The organism is Paenibacillus sp. P32E (assembly GCF_001909085.1).
Lineage (GTDB): Bacteria > Bacillota > Bacilli > Paenibacillales > Paenibacillaceae > Paenibacillus_AQ > Paenibacillus_AQ helianthi.
This window is the reverse complement of the sequence record NZ_LVYY01000001.1, coordinates 1-16,248: the sequence shown is the minus strand read 5'-3', so window position 1 is coordinate 16,248 and position 16,248 is coordinate 1. Positions and strand designations below refer to the sequence as shown.

General features: G+C 49.4%; 14 protein-coding genes. 6 read left to right on the top strand and 8 right to left on the bottom strand.

Going from position 1 to position 16,248, the window contains the following annotated elements; translation table 11 throughout:
• Window positions 1–9 precede the first annotated feature (9 nt).
• From A3848_RS00070 to A3848_RS00060, 3 genes are all read right to left on the bottom strand, one after another.
• Window positions 10–441, bottom strand: a complete 432-nt coding sequence (locus tag A3848_RS00070; protein WP_074082774.1) for a chemotaxis protein CheW — start codon at window positions 439–441, stop codon at window positions 10–12.
• A gap of 12 nt (window positions 442–453) precedes the next feature.
• Entirely contained in the window at window positions 454–2,028 is a 1,575-nt protein-coding gene (locus A3848_RS00065; protein ID WP_074082773.1) for a methyl-accepting chemotaxis protein, read from the bottom strand.
• A gap of 294 nt (window positions 2,029–2,322) precedes the next feature.
• Window positions 2,323–4,446 carry a LuxR C-terminal-related transcriptional regulator gene (locus tag A3848_RS00060; protein ID WP_074082771.1) on the bottom strand — a complete coding sequence of 708 codons (2,124 nt, stop codon included), beginning with the start codon at window positions 4,444–4,446 and terminating at the stop codon, window positions 2,323–2,325.
• Between the two features lie 301 nt (window positions 4,447–4,747).
• Between A3848_RS00060 and A3848_RS00055 the strand changes: the two genes are divergently transcribed.
• Together A3848_RS00055 and A3848_RS00050 are read left to right on the top strand one after the other, a co-directional pair.
• Window positions 4,748–5,500 (top strand): 3'-5' exonuclease, encoded by a 753-nt coding sequence (locus A3848_RS00055; RefSeq protein WP_074082769.1) that lies wholly within the window; start codon window positions 4,748–4,750, stop codon window positions 5,498–5,500.
• A gap of 208 nt (window positions 5,501–5,708) precedes the next feature.
• The gene (locus A3848_RS00050; RefSeq protein ID WP_074083308.1) at window positions 5,709–6,476 is read left to right on the top strand and encodes a MerR family transcriptional regulator; all 768 of its coding nucleotides are present in this window, start codon (window positions 5,709–5,711) and stop codon (window positions 6,474–6,476) included.
• A gap of 56 nt (window positions 6,477–6,532) precedes the next feature.
• On the opposite strand, the gene A3848_RS00045 is transcribed toward A3848_RS00050, so the two are convergent.
• Window positions 6,533–6,919: a MerR family transcriptional regulator gene (locus A3848_RS00045; RefSeq protein ID WP_074082767.1), complete on the bottom strand. Its 387-nt coding sequence runs from the start codon at window positions 6,917–6,919 to the stop codon at window positions 6,533–6,535.
• 101 nt (window positions 6,920–7,020) lie between these two features.
• Between A3848_RS00045 and A3848_RS00040 the strand changes: the two genes are divergently transcribed.
• Entirely contained in the window at window positions 7,021–7,431 is a 411-nt protein-coding gene (locus A3848_RS00040; RefSeq protein ID WP_074082766.1) for a carboxymuconolactone decarboxylase family protein, read from the top strand.
• Window positions 7,432–7,473: 42 nt separating this feature from the next.
• On the opposite strand, the gene aroD is transcribed toward A3848_RS00040, so the two are convergent.
• The 3 genes from aroD to A3848_RS00025 form a co-directional block, all read right to left on the bottom strand.
• Window positions 7,474–8,238 carry a type I 3-dehydroquinate dehydratase gene (gene aroD / locus A3848_RS00035; RefSeq protein ID WP_074083307.1) on the bottom strand — a complete coding sequence of 255 codons (765 nt, stop codon included), beginning with the start codon at window positions 8,236–8,238 and terminating at the stop codon, window positions 7,474–7,476.
• A gap of 42 nt (window positions 8,239–8,280) precedes the next feature.
• The gene (rbsK, locus tag A3848_RS00030) at window positions 8,281–9,195 is read right to left on the bottom strand and encodes a ribokinase (protein WP_256702120.1); all 915 of its coding nucleotides are present in this window, start codon (window positions 9,193–9,195) and stop codon (window positions 8,281–8,283) included.
• Window positions 9,196–9,386: 191 nt separating this feature from the next.
• Complete coding sequence (locus tag A3848_RS00025) at window positions 9,387–10,322, bottom strand: copper amine oxidase N-terminal domain-containing protein (protein ID WP_074082764.1); 936 nt, start codon at window positions 10,320–10,322, stop codon at window positions 9,387–9,389.
• A gap of 362 nt (window positions 10,323–10,684) precedes the next feature.
• Here A3848_RS00025 and glgP point away from each other — a divergent pair, with 362 nt between their 5' ends.
• Window positions 10,685–12,301 carry an alpha-glucan family phosphorylase gene (gene glgP / locus A3848_RS00020; RefSeq protein WP_074082761.1) on the top strand — a complete coding sequence of 539 codons (1,617 nt, stop codon included), beginning with the start codon at window positions 10,685–10,687 and terminating at the stop codon, window positions 12,299–12,301.
• 50 nt (window positions 12,302–12,351) lie between these two features.
• On the opposite strand, the gene A3848_RS00015 is transcribed toward glgP, so the two are convergent.
• A complete protein-coding gene (locus A3848_RS00015) occupies window positions 12,352–13,593 on the bottom strand; it encodes a GGDEF domain-containing protein (RefSeq protein ID WP_074082759.1) in 1,242 nt (413 codons plus the stop codon).
• Window positions 13,594–13,800: 207 nt separating this feature from the next.
• On the opposite strand from A3848_RS00015, the gene katA reads away from it, so the two are divergent.
• On the top strand, window positions 13,801–15,258 hold the full coding sequence (katA, locus tag A3848_RS00010) for a catalase KatA (RefSeq protein ID WP_074082758.1): 1,458 nt from the start codon (window positions 13,801–13,803) through the stop codon (window positions 15,256–15,258).
• A 529-nt stretch (window positions 15,259–15,787) separates the two neighbouring features.
• Window positions 15,788–16,248, top strand: a 461-nt coding sequence (locus A3848_RS00005) for a transposase (protein ID WP_143192311.1), incomplete at its 3' end; no start/stop codon positions are given.

Sequence of the window (16,248 nt, the reverse complement as noted above, 5' to 3'; positions counted from 1 at the left end):
CTTCATGCGTCACCCTTCACCAAACAACCGATCAACATTCAGAATGCTGATTAACCCGTCTGCACTCTGTCCTATTCCGTCCATATATTGAGCACCTTGGACTTCACGAGATTCAAGCGGAGGCTCAATTTCCTGAAAAGAAGTCACCTTCTCCACGGCATCGACAATAATGCCAATAGCCTCCTGCTTGTAGCCCACCACAATGATGCGTGACTGAGCTCCCATGGGCGTCTCGGGAATGCCGAATCTCCTGCATAAGCTGATCACCGGGACAATCCTGCCCCGCAAATTAATAACGCCTCTGATAAATGGCTTGCTGTTGGGCACTCCTGTGATATGCTCCATTTTGATGATTTCATTGATATCACGAATATTAATAGCATGCTTCTCGCTTCCCAGACGGGATACAACATATTGTTCAGTACTCGCTGTTGCCTGCATCATTCATCCTCCTTACACCAGCTTGAAGGCTGAAATGGAGCTATTCAATTCGTCAGCTAATCTGGCGAGCATTTGCGAGGATGCTGCCGTTTCCTCTGCTGCTGCTGCTGACTCCTGGCTACCCGCCGCTACAGCCTCAATGGAGAAGAGAACCTCATTCGTTTGTGCTGCCTGTTCCTCGCATGCCGCAGCAATACCGGTAATTTGGTGGGTAGTTTCATTTACACGGTCAACAATCCCCTTGATTAGCCCCTCCGTCCGGTCTGACAGTGCAGATACCTCACTTACTGCCTGTACACTGAGTACCGTATTCTTTTGCATTCCCCGGATGATGTGAGCAATTTGTTTCGTGGCTTCGCTGCTCCGTTCCGCCAGCTTACGGACTTCATCAGCCACAACGGCAAAACCTCTTCCCTGCTCACCGGCACGCGCCGCTTCAATTGCCGCATTTAAGGCAAGCAGATTGGTTTGTTCAGCAATCTCGTCAATCACCTCAATAATCTCCCCGATTCTTTGGGAGTCCTGCTCAAGAAGCCCCATCTTCTCTGACAAATTACTCATACCCAGACCGGATTCCCTTACTGCATTACTTCCCTCTTCAGCACCATGACGGGTTTGACTGGATAACTCCGAGACTTGTTCGGCATTCTTAGCTACCTCATCAATGCCTCTGACCAGATCCTGAATCAGATGATTGATATTTTGTGCTGCCATAGCCTGGGACTGGCTGCCGGAAGCGATTTGTTCAGTGGTAGCCGAGATTTCCTCGGAGGAAGCCGCTACACTTTGAGCAGACTCAGCTGTTCCACCAATTAATTTCCTCAAGCTGGTTATCATCTCATTGACAGCACTGGCAAGCTTGCCGAACTCGTCCCGGTTTTTCAGTGAGATTTGCTCTCTGAGATCTCCACCGGCCATTTTGACCATGATTGACAGAATCTTGGATACAGGGCCTACAATTCCCTGCGAGATCCATAAGGCGAGCACGATGGCAATGGCTGTAGCCAGACACGCAAAGATGATAACGGTGTATTTCCCGGAAGTGTAGCTGCCTATATTGGCCTCAATATTTTTATTCGCGTCATTTACTACTTTCTCTACTTCAAGGTTCACTGTATCCTGCGCCTTTTGCAGATAAGGAACTGAATCAAGCATTGCTTGATAGCCCCTTACATTATCATTATTGACTCCGAGCTCAATGATATTGGGAACCGCTGCATTATAGCTTTCCACATTTTTTCTGATGCTCTCCAGGGATACTTTTTGTTCGGTATCGAGTGAAAGCTCTCCGTAATCCTTGATATTGGAAGCCAGATCCTTCTGGTCTTCCTGAATCGTCGATTGGATCTTACCAAATTCGGAAGCTCTTGTTTCCAGTATGATCTTCATCAGATCGCCCCGGAGTTTGTACAGATCCGTCCGGATGTTCTCCATATGGACTAATCCAGGGAAATTATACTCGCGCATCTGCACTGAATTGCTGTTCATTTGCCCCATTTTAACAATCGACAATCCGCTGATAATCAGAAGCAACGCAACAACAAGCAGGAAGCTCCCCAATAATTTAGTTCGGATATTAAATTTCATCTGAAACACTCCTCTAAGTGGTTACTATTTGTATGCGCTTTCAAGCACTCCACAGACTACTCTCCGTTTTGTGCAATTCTCCCAGGCCCTACCCAGCCGCTCTTTATTCTTTGCATTTGGAAAAGTCTTATATAACGGTTAGCTTTGTGAAATATTTCTCTTTCATTATGATCGGACTAGTTCCTTGTGCCTATTGTCACTAGTTCCTTTTTATCGACAATATGTTCCTATTTTCTACAGGAAACTCTTCCTTTTCCACAGCACAAAAAAAGCAATGTGCCCTAACAAAGGGGATCATTGCTTCTTCACCGTATGGCTTATGGAGGTCTGGTACATTTGAGAAATCGCCTGGGCCCGGCCGCTAACACCAAGCTTTTCATAGATCTTGGTGATATGATTCTTAACAGTATGCATGCTGATGAACAGCCTCTCAGCGATTTCCTTATTATTCATTCCTTGAACCAAATGACCTAGAATCTCTTCTTCTCTTGAAGTCAGCCGTTCTTTATTTTCAGCCGGGAGCCGGGCGGCTTCGGGTGAGTTCTGCCTGTGCAAGAACTGTTCTGCAGAGCGCAGGATGGACTCATTCACGGGAACAGGAAGAGCTTCCTTCCACTCCATGTCCCCTTTTTCCAGATACGATATAACGATCAACAGCACTTGTCCCAGGAAAGCATAGGAACTTTCTCCTATGTCCTCTTGTTGTCCTGACCTGTACCGTTGCAGTTGACGCAGCAGCATAACCAGCGGGGCCGCTCCGAAGTACCCGGTCAACAGTTCTGCATCAAATTCAGCGAGCAGACCTGCCTGCCCGATCCATTCGATCTCTTCGGATGGACGATTCAATTCTTGCAACAAACCCGCCGCGAGCTCTTTTACCCGGGTCCCCTTATGATACGCTTCCGGTTTCCACATTAACAACGAATCCTGGAGCAGGCGAATAATGTCTCTATTCATAAGCGGGGCCGCTTGTTGCGCTACCACTAATTTAGCCACCACAAAACCGCAGATTGCCTGAATGAACATCGCATATTCCTTGTATTGCCTATCATCTATAAATTGGATAGTAACCATCCCCAGTAGTTTTTGACCGGAAGCCACTGGAAATTCTACTACCTCCCTGCCCTCCCATTCACGTTGCAAGGGTCTGCGCAGCATACTAAACCCCGGCATCCCGTCTCCAAAATAGACAGCTTCAGCATCCGCAGCATATACGGAATACCATTCTTTTGAAGCAGAGGGAGAAGTATATATTTTCATTCCATCATTTTCGGGCTGGTGGTGCAATAGGCAGATGAAAGAGCTGTGGATCTGCTGCTGTATAGATTCAAGAAACATTTGCAGGAAGTCTTCCCTGTCCTGGACAGCAACAAATGCCTGGGTTAATTCCTGAAAAGTCTTAATCCGCAGGCTGCGCCGTTCGATTGCATCTTCACTATCCAAGTGGTATATAGAAGATGAGATCTGATGGGCTGCCAGCAATCCCATATCCGCTTCCTCTTCCGATATTTCCGTTCTCGAAGAATCTCCGCCAAACAACAACCCAAATAGTTGACCTTTATATTTTATGGGATAACAAATGATGACTTTAGGTTTGATTCCCCGCATAGTGAAGAAGTAGCTTCTCGGGTCCCGGTCCGCATTCTCCCAATACCCCATCTGTTTGGAGAGCCCTACCTGCCCCAGGAAGCCTTCACCCGAGAAAAAGGAAGCACCTGATAAGGATTGCTCTGCAGGCATACCAGTCGTTTCAATGATCGTGAATTGTCCCTTTTCGTCTATGCTGCCGGCATATCCTGCAAATTCAAGCCCCATAACACGTGTGAATATGCCGAGCACCCCTTTCAGCCAGTTAGGGCTTTTGGAGTCGATCAGGTGGGTAAGGTTCAACAACTGCAGTTTGTATGCAGAGTGATTCTCCCGCTGCTCCCGTTCAAGAAGGACACTAATCGTATCGGCCAAGGTTTCCAGTTGATGAAGAATACCTCCTGTATGCTCTTTGTTATACGTTGCTACAGTATCCAGGGCACGAATCCAGTGCTCCCATTCATCGGGATGAATCGTTTCATATATTCGTTCTGCGATGAGCTCCTTGCTGCCTTCCTCTATCCAGACACCTGCAATAATGTAATAACCAGTTTGTTTATGAAAATTTATAGGGGCAACCAGCAGCTTAAATCCCGATATGGTTTCATATACGATAGGTTTAGGAATGCCGCTAACCTTTTCAATAATTTTAGTAATTGCATCTTCGGCAGATTGACTCTCAAAACCCAATAAAAGACGTACCATACCCGTTAAACCCGAAGGTTCTGTTAATCGTTCATCCGTTTGGTTGGTAATCATAATCGACAATCCGCATAAAGAAGAGTAAGCGTTCTGCAATGTCTGCACATCAAATTTCGGCTTGTTCTTCATCACACATTCCTCTCTTCCTACTCACAAGAAATTCGCCGTACCGCGACTTTTCTCCTGCTTTTCCCTTATATAATTTTACAAATAAAGCGCTATCTCCCGATTTATCAAAAGGAAAAATGCATGAATACGTAAGGACGGTATCCAAATGCAGGAAATTCCTCTCCCTAAAAAGACGTCAAATCTCCGGTCAACAAACCGATTCCCTCTGAACTCCCCATTCCTGCGTTTTTTTGCTAAAATAGAATAGTCGGCGTATTTTAAGGCAATCCTAGCGCCAGTCACTGAAACGGAGGCATTACCTGTGGATTATATTATTCTGGACATCGAATTCAACGGCCGCAAATTTGCCAGCGAGCACCCTATGGAGGTCATTGAGATTGGAGCCGTCCGGTTAGACGCTTCATTGCAATATAAGGATGAATTCTCGGCTTTGATCAAACCCATATACTTCTCTACCCTGAATTCGTTCATTAAGAAAAAAACGGGCATCCCCCAGGAAGATATAGACGTGGCCGACCGGTTCCCTAGGGTGATTACAGCCTTTCGGGCCTGGCTGGATCAGAGCCTGGACGGTGTTCTCCTTCTGACGTGGGGCGGTGAGGATATGAAACGGATCATTCAGGATGTCCGCATGCACAAAATGGATGATACCTACTGGCTGTCTGCCACCTATTTCGATCTGCTCAAAGGCGTGCTGCGTGCCCGCGGCCTCACCAATGATATCAGCGTCGAAGGGGCGATGGCCCTATTCGAGCTGGAGCCTTCCGGCTCCGCGCATCGCGCGCTGGACGATGCCAAGATGACAGCGGAAATTTTCCGCGCCGTCTTCCCGGATCTCGACTTCGAACGCTCCCAGCACTATGTGGACACCTTCTCCAATGCCAGAGAACGCAAGACAGTCAAGATCGCAATCAAAGCGATGAACGCGCAGAAGATCGTTCCCACCTGGGACCTCGTTGCCGAGCACTATTTCCCGGCTGAGGACGCTTTGGCTGATCCACGCAAGCTGGCGGAATTGCAGGCCTATTTTGCAGCACAGCTCGGCAAAAAGTAAAACTGCATTCATTATCGCCATATGACAGCGGCAGTTCCCTTAGTGGGTATACTAGGGAGACTGCCGCTGTTTTTTTTATCATAAAAAAGATTGACATTGCCGTTACGTAAAGGTGTACATTCAATTTGCAAGCAGCTGCTTGCAAGTCGCTGACGCGAAGCGATCTATTCAAATACACGCTGAGAATGAGCTGGAGGCTGAAGAAATGATGGAGTATACCGTGCAGAAGCTGGGGGCGCTTGCGGGAATCAGCACACGGACCCTGCGGTATTACGATGAGTTTGGTATTCTCAAGCCGGCGAGAATCAACTCCTCGGGATACCGTATCTATGGCCAGGCCGAGGTCGACCGGCTGCAGCAGATTCTTTTTTACCGGGAGCTGGGGCTAAGTCTGGAAGGGATCAAAGCGCTTGTAACCGCACCTTCCTTTGACGGCGCCCAGGCCCTGCGCGAGCATCATGAGAAGCTGCTTCAGCGGAGACAGCAATTGGATAGGCTGATCCTGAACGTCGAGCGGACACTGGCACAAACCGAAGGGAGAATAACTATGAGCAATGAAGAAAAATTCGCAGGCTTTAAGCAAAAGCTGATCGACGATAACGAGCAGAAGTATGGACAGGAAATCCGCGGAAAATATGGAGATGAAGCTGTAGAGAAGTCGAACCGCAAGCTGAGAAATATGACGGAGGAACAGTACGACAGGGTTCAGGAGACGGAGGCTGAGATGTTCGCCGCACTGGAGCAGGCCATGGAGGACGGTGATCCGGCAAGCGTACTGGCCCAAAAAGCCGCCGATCTGCACCGTCAATGGCTGACCTTCTACTGGGATACCTATACCAAAGAGGCCCATGCCGGAGTCGCACAAATGTATGTCGATGATGAGCGGTTCACCGCCTACTACGACAAAAACCGGTCCGGCGCGGCCAGGTTTCTGAGGGATGCCGTTCATGTGTATACCGGATCGGAACAAGAGTAGGCTTATTCTACACGTTTGTAAAAGTCAGAGCGGCAGCGGATCATCCCGCTGCCGCTCTATTTTATACCCGCCTCCACCTCTTCCTCCATTACTTTGTAGTACTGAATCTTGTCGGCAATCTTCCCGAGATTATCGCCAAGCTTCCGCATCTGCTGCTGGACCCTGCTCTGGTGGGCTTCCAGCATCAATCGTCTCTCATGGACAGTCGACGGACCTTGGCTGCGCAGATCGGAATAACGCTTCATTTCCCGGATGGGGATATCCAGCTCCCTCAGAATGACCAGGAATTGTACCCAAGATACATCAGCTTCAGAATAGGCCCGGTAGCCCTGTTCATTCCTGGACACGCCTTCCAGCATGCCAACTTTCTCATAATACCGCAGCGTATGCGCTGACAGTCCCGTCAGGCGGGACATTTCCTGAATCGTAAGTAAGTTCTCCATGGCGGAATCATACCACAAAAAATTAACGGTTGCATTAGAGCGCGCTCTAAGCTGTAACCTGAATTCAGAAGTTAAATACCCTATTAATCGGAGGTTACCTTATGACAACAGAACGTTATGAACGCGGGTGGGAAAAGCTGATGGAAGTGGATGGCAAGGGAGGGACAAATGTAATTCAATCGCTGAAGGACATTTCTCCCGATCTGGGCAGATTTGTGATCGAATTTGCTTTTGGCGATATTTATCCCCGCGAAGGACTGGATTTGCGGCAGCGCCAACTAGTCACCATTTCCTCGCTCACTACGCTTGGCGGTTGCGAGCCTCAGCTCACCGTTCACATCAATGCAGCGCTTAATGTAGGACTTTCTCCTAAAGAAATCGTGGAAGCCATCCTGCATTGTGTGCCTTATACCGGATTTCCGCGTGTGCTGAATGCGACCTTTGTAGCCAAGGAGGTATTTAAGGAGCGGGGAATTATGATGCAGGATCAGCAAAAAGACAGCTCCAGCTGATGGAGCTGCCTGTATTTCCTGATCCCTTGAATGCCCGCAATTCTACAGGCTGCGGTGCAGCAGCGCAAGCACACTGCGCAACTCGGCTACCGCCACCTGGCCCGGAGCCGAGGGCTTGTGTGCTGCGCCAAAGGTCAGCGCTGAGCCAAAGATTTCTCCGGCCAGGCGGCTGATTACACCTTCTCCGCCCATGGACATCGTTATGATCGGACGGTCCGCATACTGTTCCCGCATCGTATTCGTCGCAGCCAGCAGCGTCAGCACATCACCCGCATGCTGCGGCATGACAGCGATTTTGGGCAGATCCCCGCCAAGCTCCTGGGCCTTGCGCAGCCGTGTGATCATCTCCTCCTGGGAGGGTGTTCCGTGGAAATCGTGATTCGATACGATCACGAACACCCCGCAGGCATGCGCAGCCGCAATTAACTCACGAACGATATCATCTCCCTTGAACAGCTCCACATCGATGATATCGGCGCTGCCGCTCTCTGCGGCCGCTTGATTCAGCCGTATATAATATTCCTTCGCAATCGCCCGCTCGCCGCCTTCCTCTTCACTGCGGAACGTGAAGATCAGCGGAATGTCCGGAAGGACGGAGGAGATTGCGGACAAGGTTTCCTGTACTGCGGTGAGATCTTCAACCTCTGCAAAAAAGTCGCTCCGCCATTCCACCAGATCCGGTGCCAGCTCCTTCAGTGCCTCTGCTTCTGCTATTAGCTCAGCTGCCGTAGCTCCAACCAGTGGAACGCAGATTTTGGGAATATCCTCACCAAGGGTTACATGTCTAACAGTTACTGTACCGCTCATTTCCTTCAGCTCCTTATGTATAAGCGTGTAGCTAAGATTCATTTACTGATCAGCAGCATCCTGGAGAAATTGCTCAACCTCCGGCAGCTGCGGCAGCGACGGAATCGCACCCTTCTTGCCTACAGCCAGCGCACCGACAGCATTCGCAAATCTGACCGCTTCGTCAAGCGTCTTTCCTTTGGTAAGCTGCCAGGCCAGGGCTCCGTTAAAAGAATCTCCAGCCGCTACCGTGTCAACAGCTTGTACAGGAAAACCGGGAATATGCAGACTTCCGGCATGATTCACAATTAGCGCTCCTTTGGGACCGAGGGTCACAATAACGTTACTGACCCCTTTTTGTAACAAAATACGCGCCGCTTGCTCTGCATCATCAATACTGTTCACGGCCATTCCTGCCAGGATGCCCGCTTCCGTCTCATTGGGTGTCAGGTAGGTAACATGCTGGAGAAATGCATCATCCAGAGCCCGGGCCGGTGCCGGGTTCAGGATTACCGGGATTCCATGCCTGTCGGCGATAGCCGCAGCATGTGCACACATAGAGAGGTCCGTCTCCAGCTGCAAGACCACCATTTCCGCCTGGCTGATGATCGGCGCAAGTGCTGCAATATCCGCTGGACCCATCTCAATATTCGCCCCTGGCACAACGATAATCCGGTTTTCCCCTTCTCCATCCACAACGATGGAAGCGATCCCCGTACTAAGTGTTTCACTCTGTCCAATATGCTCGGTATGGATATGCTCCTGGCGCATGACCTCAAGCAGCTCGCTGCCGAAGGCATCCTTACCTACTCTGCCGATCATCGTCACCTCTGCGCCAAGACGGGCTGCTGCTGCTGCCTGATTTGCGCCCTTCCCGCCTGGAGACAGGGTAAAGTCCTGTCCGAACAATGTCTCTCCGGCCTCTGGTGCCCGGCTTGTGCGCACCACCATATCCATGTTCAGGCTGCCAATTATCACTATACCCAATCTGTTCACCATCCTAACTTGTTACACTCTATCTTACTCGGGTTTACCCGGTTTTATCAAACCCCATTTCTCTCTGTACTAAGCAGAAACGGTACCGTCCTTTAAAGGACGATACCGTTTCTGCGAGAAATAACTTCCTCTTGAACATGCATTGCTATGCAGCCTGAGGCTGCTGTTATCCTCTACTCTTCGTAGATGACTACCGATTGGGATTCCGGCTCCCACTTCACAGTAGCTTTCAGAGCTTCACTGACAAAGCGGACAGGCACAACCGTATTGCCCTTAACGATGGCCGGCGCTACCTGAAGAGTGACTGCCTTACCGTTGACATACGCCGTCTTGTTATTAATAAACAGCTTTACCGTAGTCCCTTCGCGGGTCATGGTCACCGAACGCTCCTTCCCATTCCATACCACTTCAGCCTGCAAGGCTTCAGCAATCGCCTTGAACGGTACCAATGTGCTTCCGGATGTGACAATAGGAGCAACGCCCGAGGTGGACTCTTCACCGTTAACGTACAGCTTTACCCCGTTTTTGCCGGTTTGTGCATACAGCTTACCAAGCTTTTTATACGAGTTCAGATTCTTTACGTTAGCCAGAATAGCTTCTTTCTGGACGTATACTGCATCGGTTACACTGCCCTTTTGGTTCAAAATCTCCGCAAGTGCCGACAATGCGGCATCCTTATCTTTAATGGCTACCAGCTCAGCCTTCATTTCTGGTGTCAGCTCCGTAGAATACTGGGTCAATAAAAGCTCTGCAATCACAGCCCCTGCCGGTTTGTCCTTTACATTTTCGATAGCATGCAGAAGACCCTTATATCCATTATGGCCCTTGTTTTCATATGTAGCATAGGTAACAGTAGTAACGGACTCTTTATCCTTTTCTTTGATACTCACATTTTCCTTGTCCTTGTCCTTGTCTTTATCTTTATCCTTGTCTGTTGGTGCTGTTGCATTAGCAGGTACCGCAGCTGGAGCTTCTACTATACTTTTGCCATTGCCGTTGCCGTTACCGTTCCCCCTACCATTATTGTTTTCGGATTTGGCCTGTGCCGCTCCTGACATCATGCTGATGGCCAGCAAGCAGCTTGCAAGAATACTGACGGTTTTTTTCATGTGACCGGTTCCCCCTATGTTGTGATAAATATCTTTATTTATTTCGGCTGCCGGCTCTCACTTTATGAGCAGAAATGAATTTTCGGGATAATAAGCTCGGGCCGGAATTTGCAACGCTACTTCAGTCCTAGCCTGCGGGGCCTACTCCACGGAGCCATCCAATCGTTTAGGGAAAATGCTGCTTTACACCGGGCCATTTCTTTTTAAAAATTCGGTATGCTTTTTTTCTTCAAATGTGCTAAAATAGATGTGCAATCGCTTCCAGGAAAGCTTCTCGCCCATTTGAGCAAACGTTTGCACCTTAGATTAAGCCTGCAGTAACGCCAGTTTTTACTCTACTATGTATTTAGGAGGCTTATCAAGTGAACCAGAACCAATTACCGTCAGTAGCTTATTTCAGCATGGAGTACGGACTGCATTCCGACTTCAAAATGTACGCCGGTGGCCTGGGCATATTGGCCGGAGACTACATCAAGGGTGCCAAGGATATCCATGCTCCAATCATCCCCATCGGCCTGAAATGGAAGCAAGGCTACACGGACCAAAAGATTGACGCTAACGGCGATCCCTACGATTCCTACCACAATTACGTCTATGATTTCCTTGAGGATACAGGCGTAAAGGTCACCGTTAAGGTCCGCAAGATCGATGTAGTCTGCAAGGTCTGGAAAACCGATCATTTCGGCAATAATCCACTGTATCTGCTCGATACGGATATTCCGGAGAACGGAGATGCCTGGATTACGGGCCAGCTCTACGGCTGGTTTGGGGAAGAACGGATCGCACAGGAGATTGTCCTCGGAATAGGCGGGGTAAAAGCCATGCGCGCACTGGATATTCCGATTGACGTCTACCATTTCAACGAGGGACATGCGGCACTGGCGGCTATTGAACTAATCCGTGAAAAAATGTCCGGCGGCAGCACCTTTGAAGAAGCCTGGAAAGCTACACGGGAAGAGGTTGTGTTCACTACACATACACCGATTAAGGAAGGCAATGAGACGCATCCGCTGGATCGTCTGGAGTATATGAGTGCTTTTAACGGCTTGACCCGTGACCAAATGGAGCGCATCGGCGGTGATCCGTTCAATATGACCGTAGCCGGACTACGCCTGTCGCGTATCTCTAACGCTGTGGCCCAGCTTCATGCCGATACCGCGAATAAAATGTGGAAGGAAGTCGCGGGCCGTTCGGAGATCATCGGCATCACCAATGCCATTCATACCCCAACCTGGGTCGATGAACGGATGACCAGAGCCTTCGAAGAAGACGGCGATCTGTGGGCCGCACATAAGGAGATCAAAGGCGAGTTAATCGGTTTTATTGAAGAACGTTCCGGCATCTCGCTGAATGCGGACAATCTGCTGATCGGCTTCTCCCGGCGGGCGGCACCTTACAAACGCAGCGACCTGATTTTTTCCCAACCTGAGATTATTGAGCCTTACCTGGAGAGTGGCCGCATCCAAATCGTATTCTCCGGCAAAGCCCATCCGCTGGATGACAACGGCAAAAAAATCGTCAGCAACCTCGTGGCCATGATGAAAAAATATCCGAAGAGCGTAGTGTTCCTGGAAAATTACGATATGACGATCGGAGCAATGCTGACGCGCGGTTCCGATATTTGGCTCAACAATCCGCGCCGTCCGCTGGAAGCCAGCGGCACCTCCGGCATGAAGGCTGCCATGAACGGTGTCCTGAACTGTTCCATCCTTGACGGCTGGTGGCCGGAAGCCTGCATCGACGGGGAAAATGGCTGGCAGATTGGAGACGGCTTCGAGACGAATGATTTCGTTGTGCTTGACCAGCATGACAGCGATGCCCTCTACGACACACTCCTGAACCGCGTCCTCCCAACCTTCTATAAGGATAAGGAGAAGTGGGTACAGATGATGCGCAAGAGCATCGAAACCACCCGTACCGAATTCGCGAGCAAACGGATGCTGGAGGAATATTACAACCGGATGTATATCAAAGGTTAACCGTTAGCAACAATGTCCCGCCTACAGCTTCTATGCTGCAGGCGGGATTTTTACATTGTGCCGCTTGCGGTGGATACTCTGTTGCGGCCGCTCGTTTTCGCCACATACAACCCCTGATCTGCGAGTTCCGTCAGTAGCGCAATATCCCCCGGATTTGCCGCTTCACCTGCGGTGGCGCCTATGCTCACTGTAATATAAGAGCTGACTTCAGAATATCCGTGGTGAACAGACATTTGTTGAATACGCATACGAATTCTTTCACTAAGCTCCATGGCCCCGTTCACCCCTGTATCAAAAGCTGCAACCACGAACTCTTCACCCCCCAGCCGGGCTGCAAATTGCAGCTCCCCCTCCATTTCCCCATGAATCACCTGAGCCACTTCTTTAATGATCCGGTCCCCTTCAGCATGCCCGTAGTTGTCGTTGAAAGGTTTGAAGTAATCAATATCAATGATTAATACAGCAACCATACTGGCTGCTTCTTTGCCTGAGCTTAATAGCTGCTGCATCCTTTGGTCGAAAGCACGGCGGTTCGGAATTTCTGTCAGCGCATCGATAAGGGATAGCCTTTGCAGCTCCCCGTTGGCCCGGGCCAGTTCCTGATGTACCTTTTCATTCTGAATCACCTGCTCCTCCAGCTTGCGGTGGCTGTTCCCCAGCAGTATCCGGTTATAATAATTGCTGCAATAGTTCACATAGAGAATTCTTGACGCCACCCAGGTAAAGAAAAGGAACAAAGTCAGATTTATGTAGTGTCCTATCAGTACATTCGAAGACGATTGGAACAAGGGGAGCCCGATATACAGCAGTCCTGCCGAGACTCCATACAGGCACAGCATCATTTTGTTGTTGAAATAAAAGATGACTGAAATGCTGACCAGATTAATTACAAAAGCCATCACTTGCCCATATAGCCGCTGATCGGACAACGTCACGACAGAACCCCAAATCACAAAAGTATACGCATATACGATGAACAGCTTCTCATACAGCCGATACCTGCCCTCCACCTGTTTGGCATCTCTTTCATAGGCCGCAGCTCCCAGCAGAAAAGCCACATTCAGTCCGATCATGAAAACATACATTATAAAATAAAAGCTGAAATGAAAGCTATCGTGTATCTTAGTGAAAGACGCTGCCAAGTCAGTGACTGCCAAAGCTGATTCAATGCCTATAATAATTTTAGCAAACAGCTTACCTCTCGAAATATTTTCCTTAAGTGTAAGTATGTGCAGCTCTCTGCGCTCCTCACCCGTCATCGTGAATGGCAGACTAATCAGCCGATCCAGCATGTTGACTCCCCCTAACTGCCCAAACTCCCTGTAATTCCAACAGCCCCATTATCGTTCATTTTTAAGCCTGAGCGCAACAGAAAATGCTTGGTTCTCCAGAGTTATTTAAAATAATTATAATTTAGGATTGATATTTTAAATTTTTTTGATATCATAGTATTTATACTTATTCTAAATTCAAATCTTAATACGAGGTGGAGATTATTCATGAGTGAGAACCATAACAGACTTACAACAAGCTGGGGAGCACCTGTAGGGGATAACCAGAACTCCATGACAGCCGGTTCCCGTGGACCTACGCTGCTGCAGGATGTACACTTGCTGGAAAAGCTGGCGCATTTCAACCGGGAGCGTGTGCCCGAACGTGTGGTTCATGCCAAAGGAGCCGGAGCCCATGGTTATTTTGAAGTCACTCAGGACCTGTCCAAATATACCAAAGCAGGTTTCCTGTCCGAAGTGGGCAAGCGCACACCCATGTTCATCCGATTCTCGACAGTAGCCGGGGAACTGGGGTCTTCCGATACCGTTCGTGATCCGCGTGGCTTCGCCGTGAAATTTTATACCGAAGAAGGCAATTACGATCTGGTCGGTAATAATACACCTGTCTTTTTCATCCGTGATGCAATCAAATTCCCGGACTTTATCCATACCCAGAAACGCCATCCGCAGACCCATCTGAAGAATCCCAATGCCGTCTGGGACTTCTGGTCCCTTTCACCGGAGTCGCTGCATCAAGTTACGATTCTGATGTCCGACCGCGGCATACCGGCTACGCTCCGCCATATGCACGGCTTCGGGAGCCACACATTCAAATGGGTCAATGCCGAGGGTGCAGCAGTATGGGTCAAATACCATTTCAAAACAGAGCAGGGCGTAAAGAATCTCGATGTGAATCTGGCCGCGCAAATCGCCGGAGAGAATCCGGATTATCATACAGAGGATTTGTTCAATGCGATTGATAAGGGAGATTTCCCTGCCTGGAGACTGCATGTGCAGATTATGCCTGTAGAAGATGCTGATACCTACCGGTTTGATCCCTTCGATGTAACCAAGGTATGGTCGCAAAAAGATTACCCGCTCATTGAAGTAGGCCGCATGGTATTGGACCGCAATCCGGAGAATTATTTCGCGGAAGTGGAGCAGGCTACATTTTCTCCCGGCTCCTTTGTCCCCGGGATTGAAGCTTCTCCTGATAAAATGCTGCAGGGCCGCCTCTTCGCCTATGGCGATGCCCACCGCTACCGTGTAGGTGCGAATCACAATCAGTTGCCTATTAACCGCCCTATCGCCGAGGTGAACAATAACCAGCGCGACGGCGCAATGATTCATGGCAATAACGGCGGCGGTTCCGTCTACTACGAACCGAACAGCTTCGGCGGAGCGACAGAATCGCCTGCGCACAAGCCGGCAGCGTTTGAAGTCACCGGGCAGGCCGACAGTGTGTCCTATAATCATGACGATCACTACACTCAGCCCGGGGACCTCTACCGTTTGTTGAGTGAAGAAGAACGCGCACGCCTGATCCGCAATATTGTAGGCGCCATGACCCCCGTCGAGAACGAAGAGATCAAGCTCCGCCAGATCGGACACTTCTACAAAGCAGATCCTGAGTTCGGCCAGCGCATAGCTGAAGGTTTGGGACTTGCTATACCGCAAGGCGAGTAACCTGTCCCCTATTGTACAAATAAGCCTCGGCCGTGAAGGCCGGGCTTTATTTCATTCTGCCCGTCTGCCTATTTATAACCCGGCTCTCACAAGCTTCTTCATACAAACAGCCTGTGCCGCGTAGTTCCTTCCGGAACAGCGCAGCACAGGCTCGATTATTTTTTATAGAAACTGGTTATACCAATCAGGGTCTTAATTTCATTCCATAAGTCAAAAGGGGGTGTCCCATAAGCCATGAAATGGCTACTTGGGACATCCCTTGTTTTTGGAGTCGGACAAACGTTGTGCTCCGTGAGGACGCTCCGCGAACGGACCGTTGTTCCAATCGCTCTTGTGTCCAGATTTTTTTTATTCCCCTTAGCGGTGAAAATCCGGACACAAAGGCGAACGCTATCGCTTTTCCACAATCGTTCCGTCCTCTCCGCTGTTTAAGCGGGAAACATACTACAATATTTATAAAAACGCAAAAAAGAAACCTCTCTTTTGGTAAAATGGAAGTGCGACCAACCATTTCAAAGGAGGGTTTCTTTTGTACATTCAATATACCATGGACCCACTTTGCTTGCCAATGGATTTAGAAGAAGATATCCCACCAAATCACCTCGTTCGTGTCGTGAACGCCGCCGTAAATCGACTCGACGACGCCCTCTTTGACGCGGCCTACCCTGGCGGTGGCCGCGACAGCTACCACCCTAAAATGCTGACCAAAGTCATTATCTATGCCTATACGCAGCGAATCTATTCCTCCCGGCAAATCGCCAAAGCGGTCCGAGAAAACATTCCCTTCATGTGGCTGGCTGGACGTCAACGTCCGAATTTTCGCACGCTCAATCGCTTTCGTTCTGAGCGGATGAAGGACGTCCTTGAAAGGGTATTTACCGCCGTGCTTCAATTTCTTGCGGACGAAAAATACATTTCCCTAGAGCATTACTTCGTGGATGGCACCAAGATCGAGGCCAACGCGAATCGTTACACCTTTGTGTGGGGCAA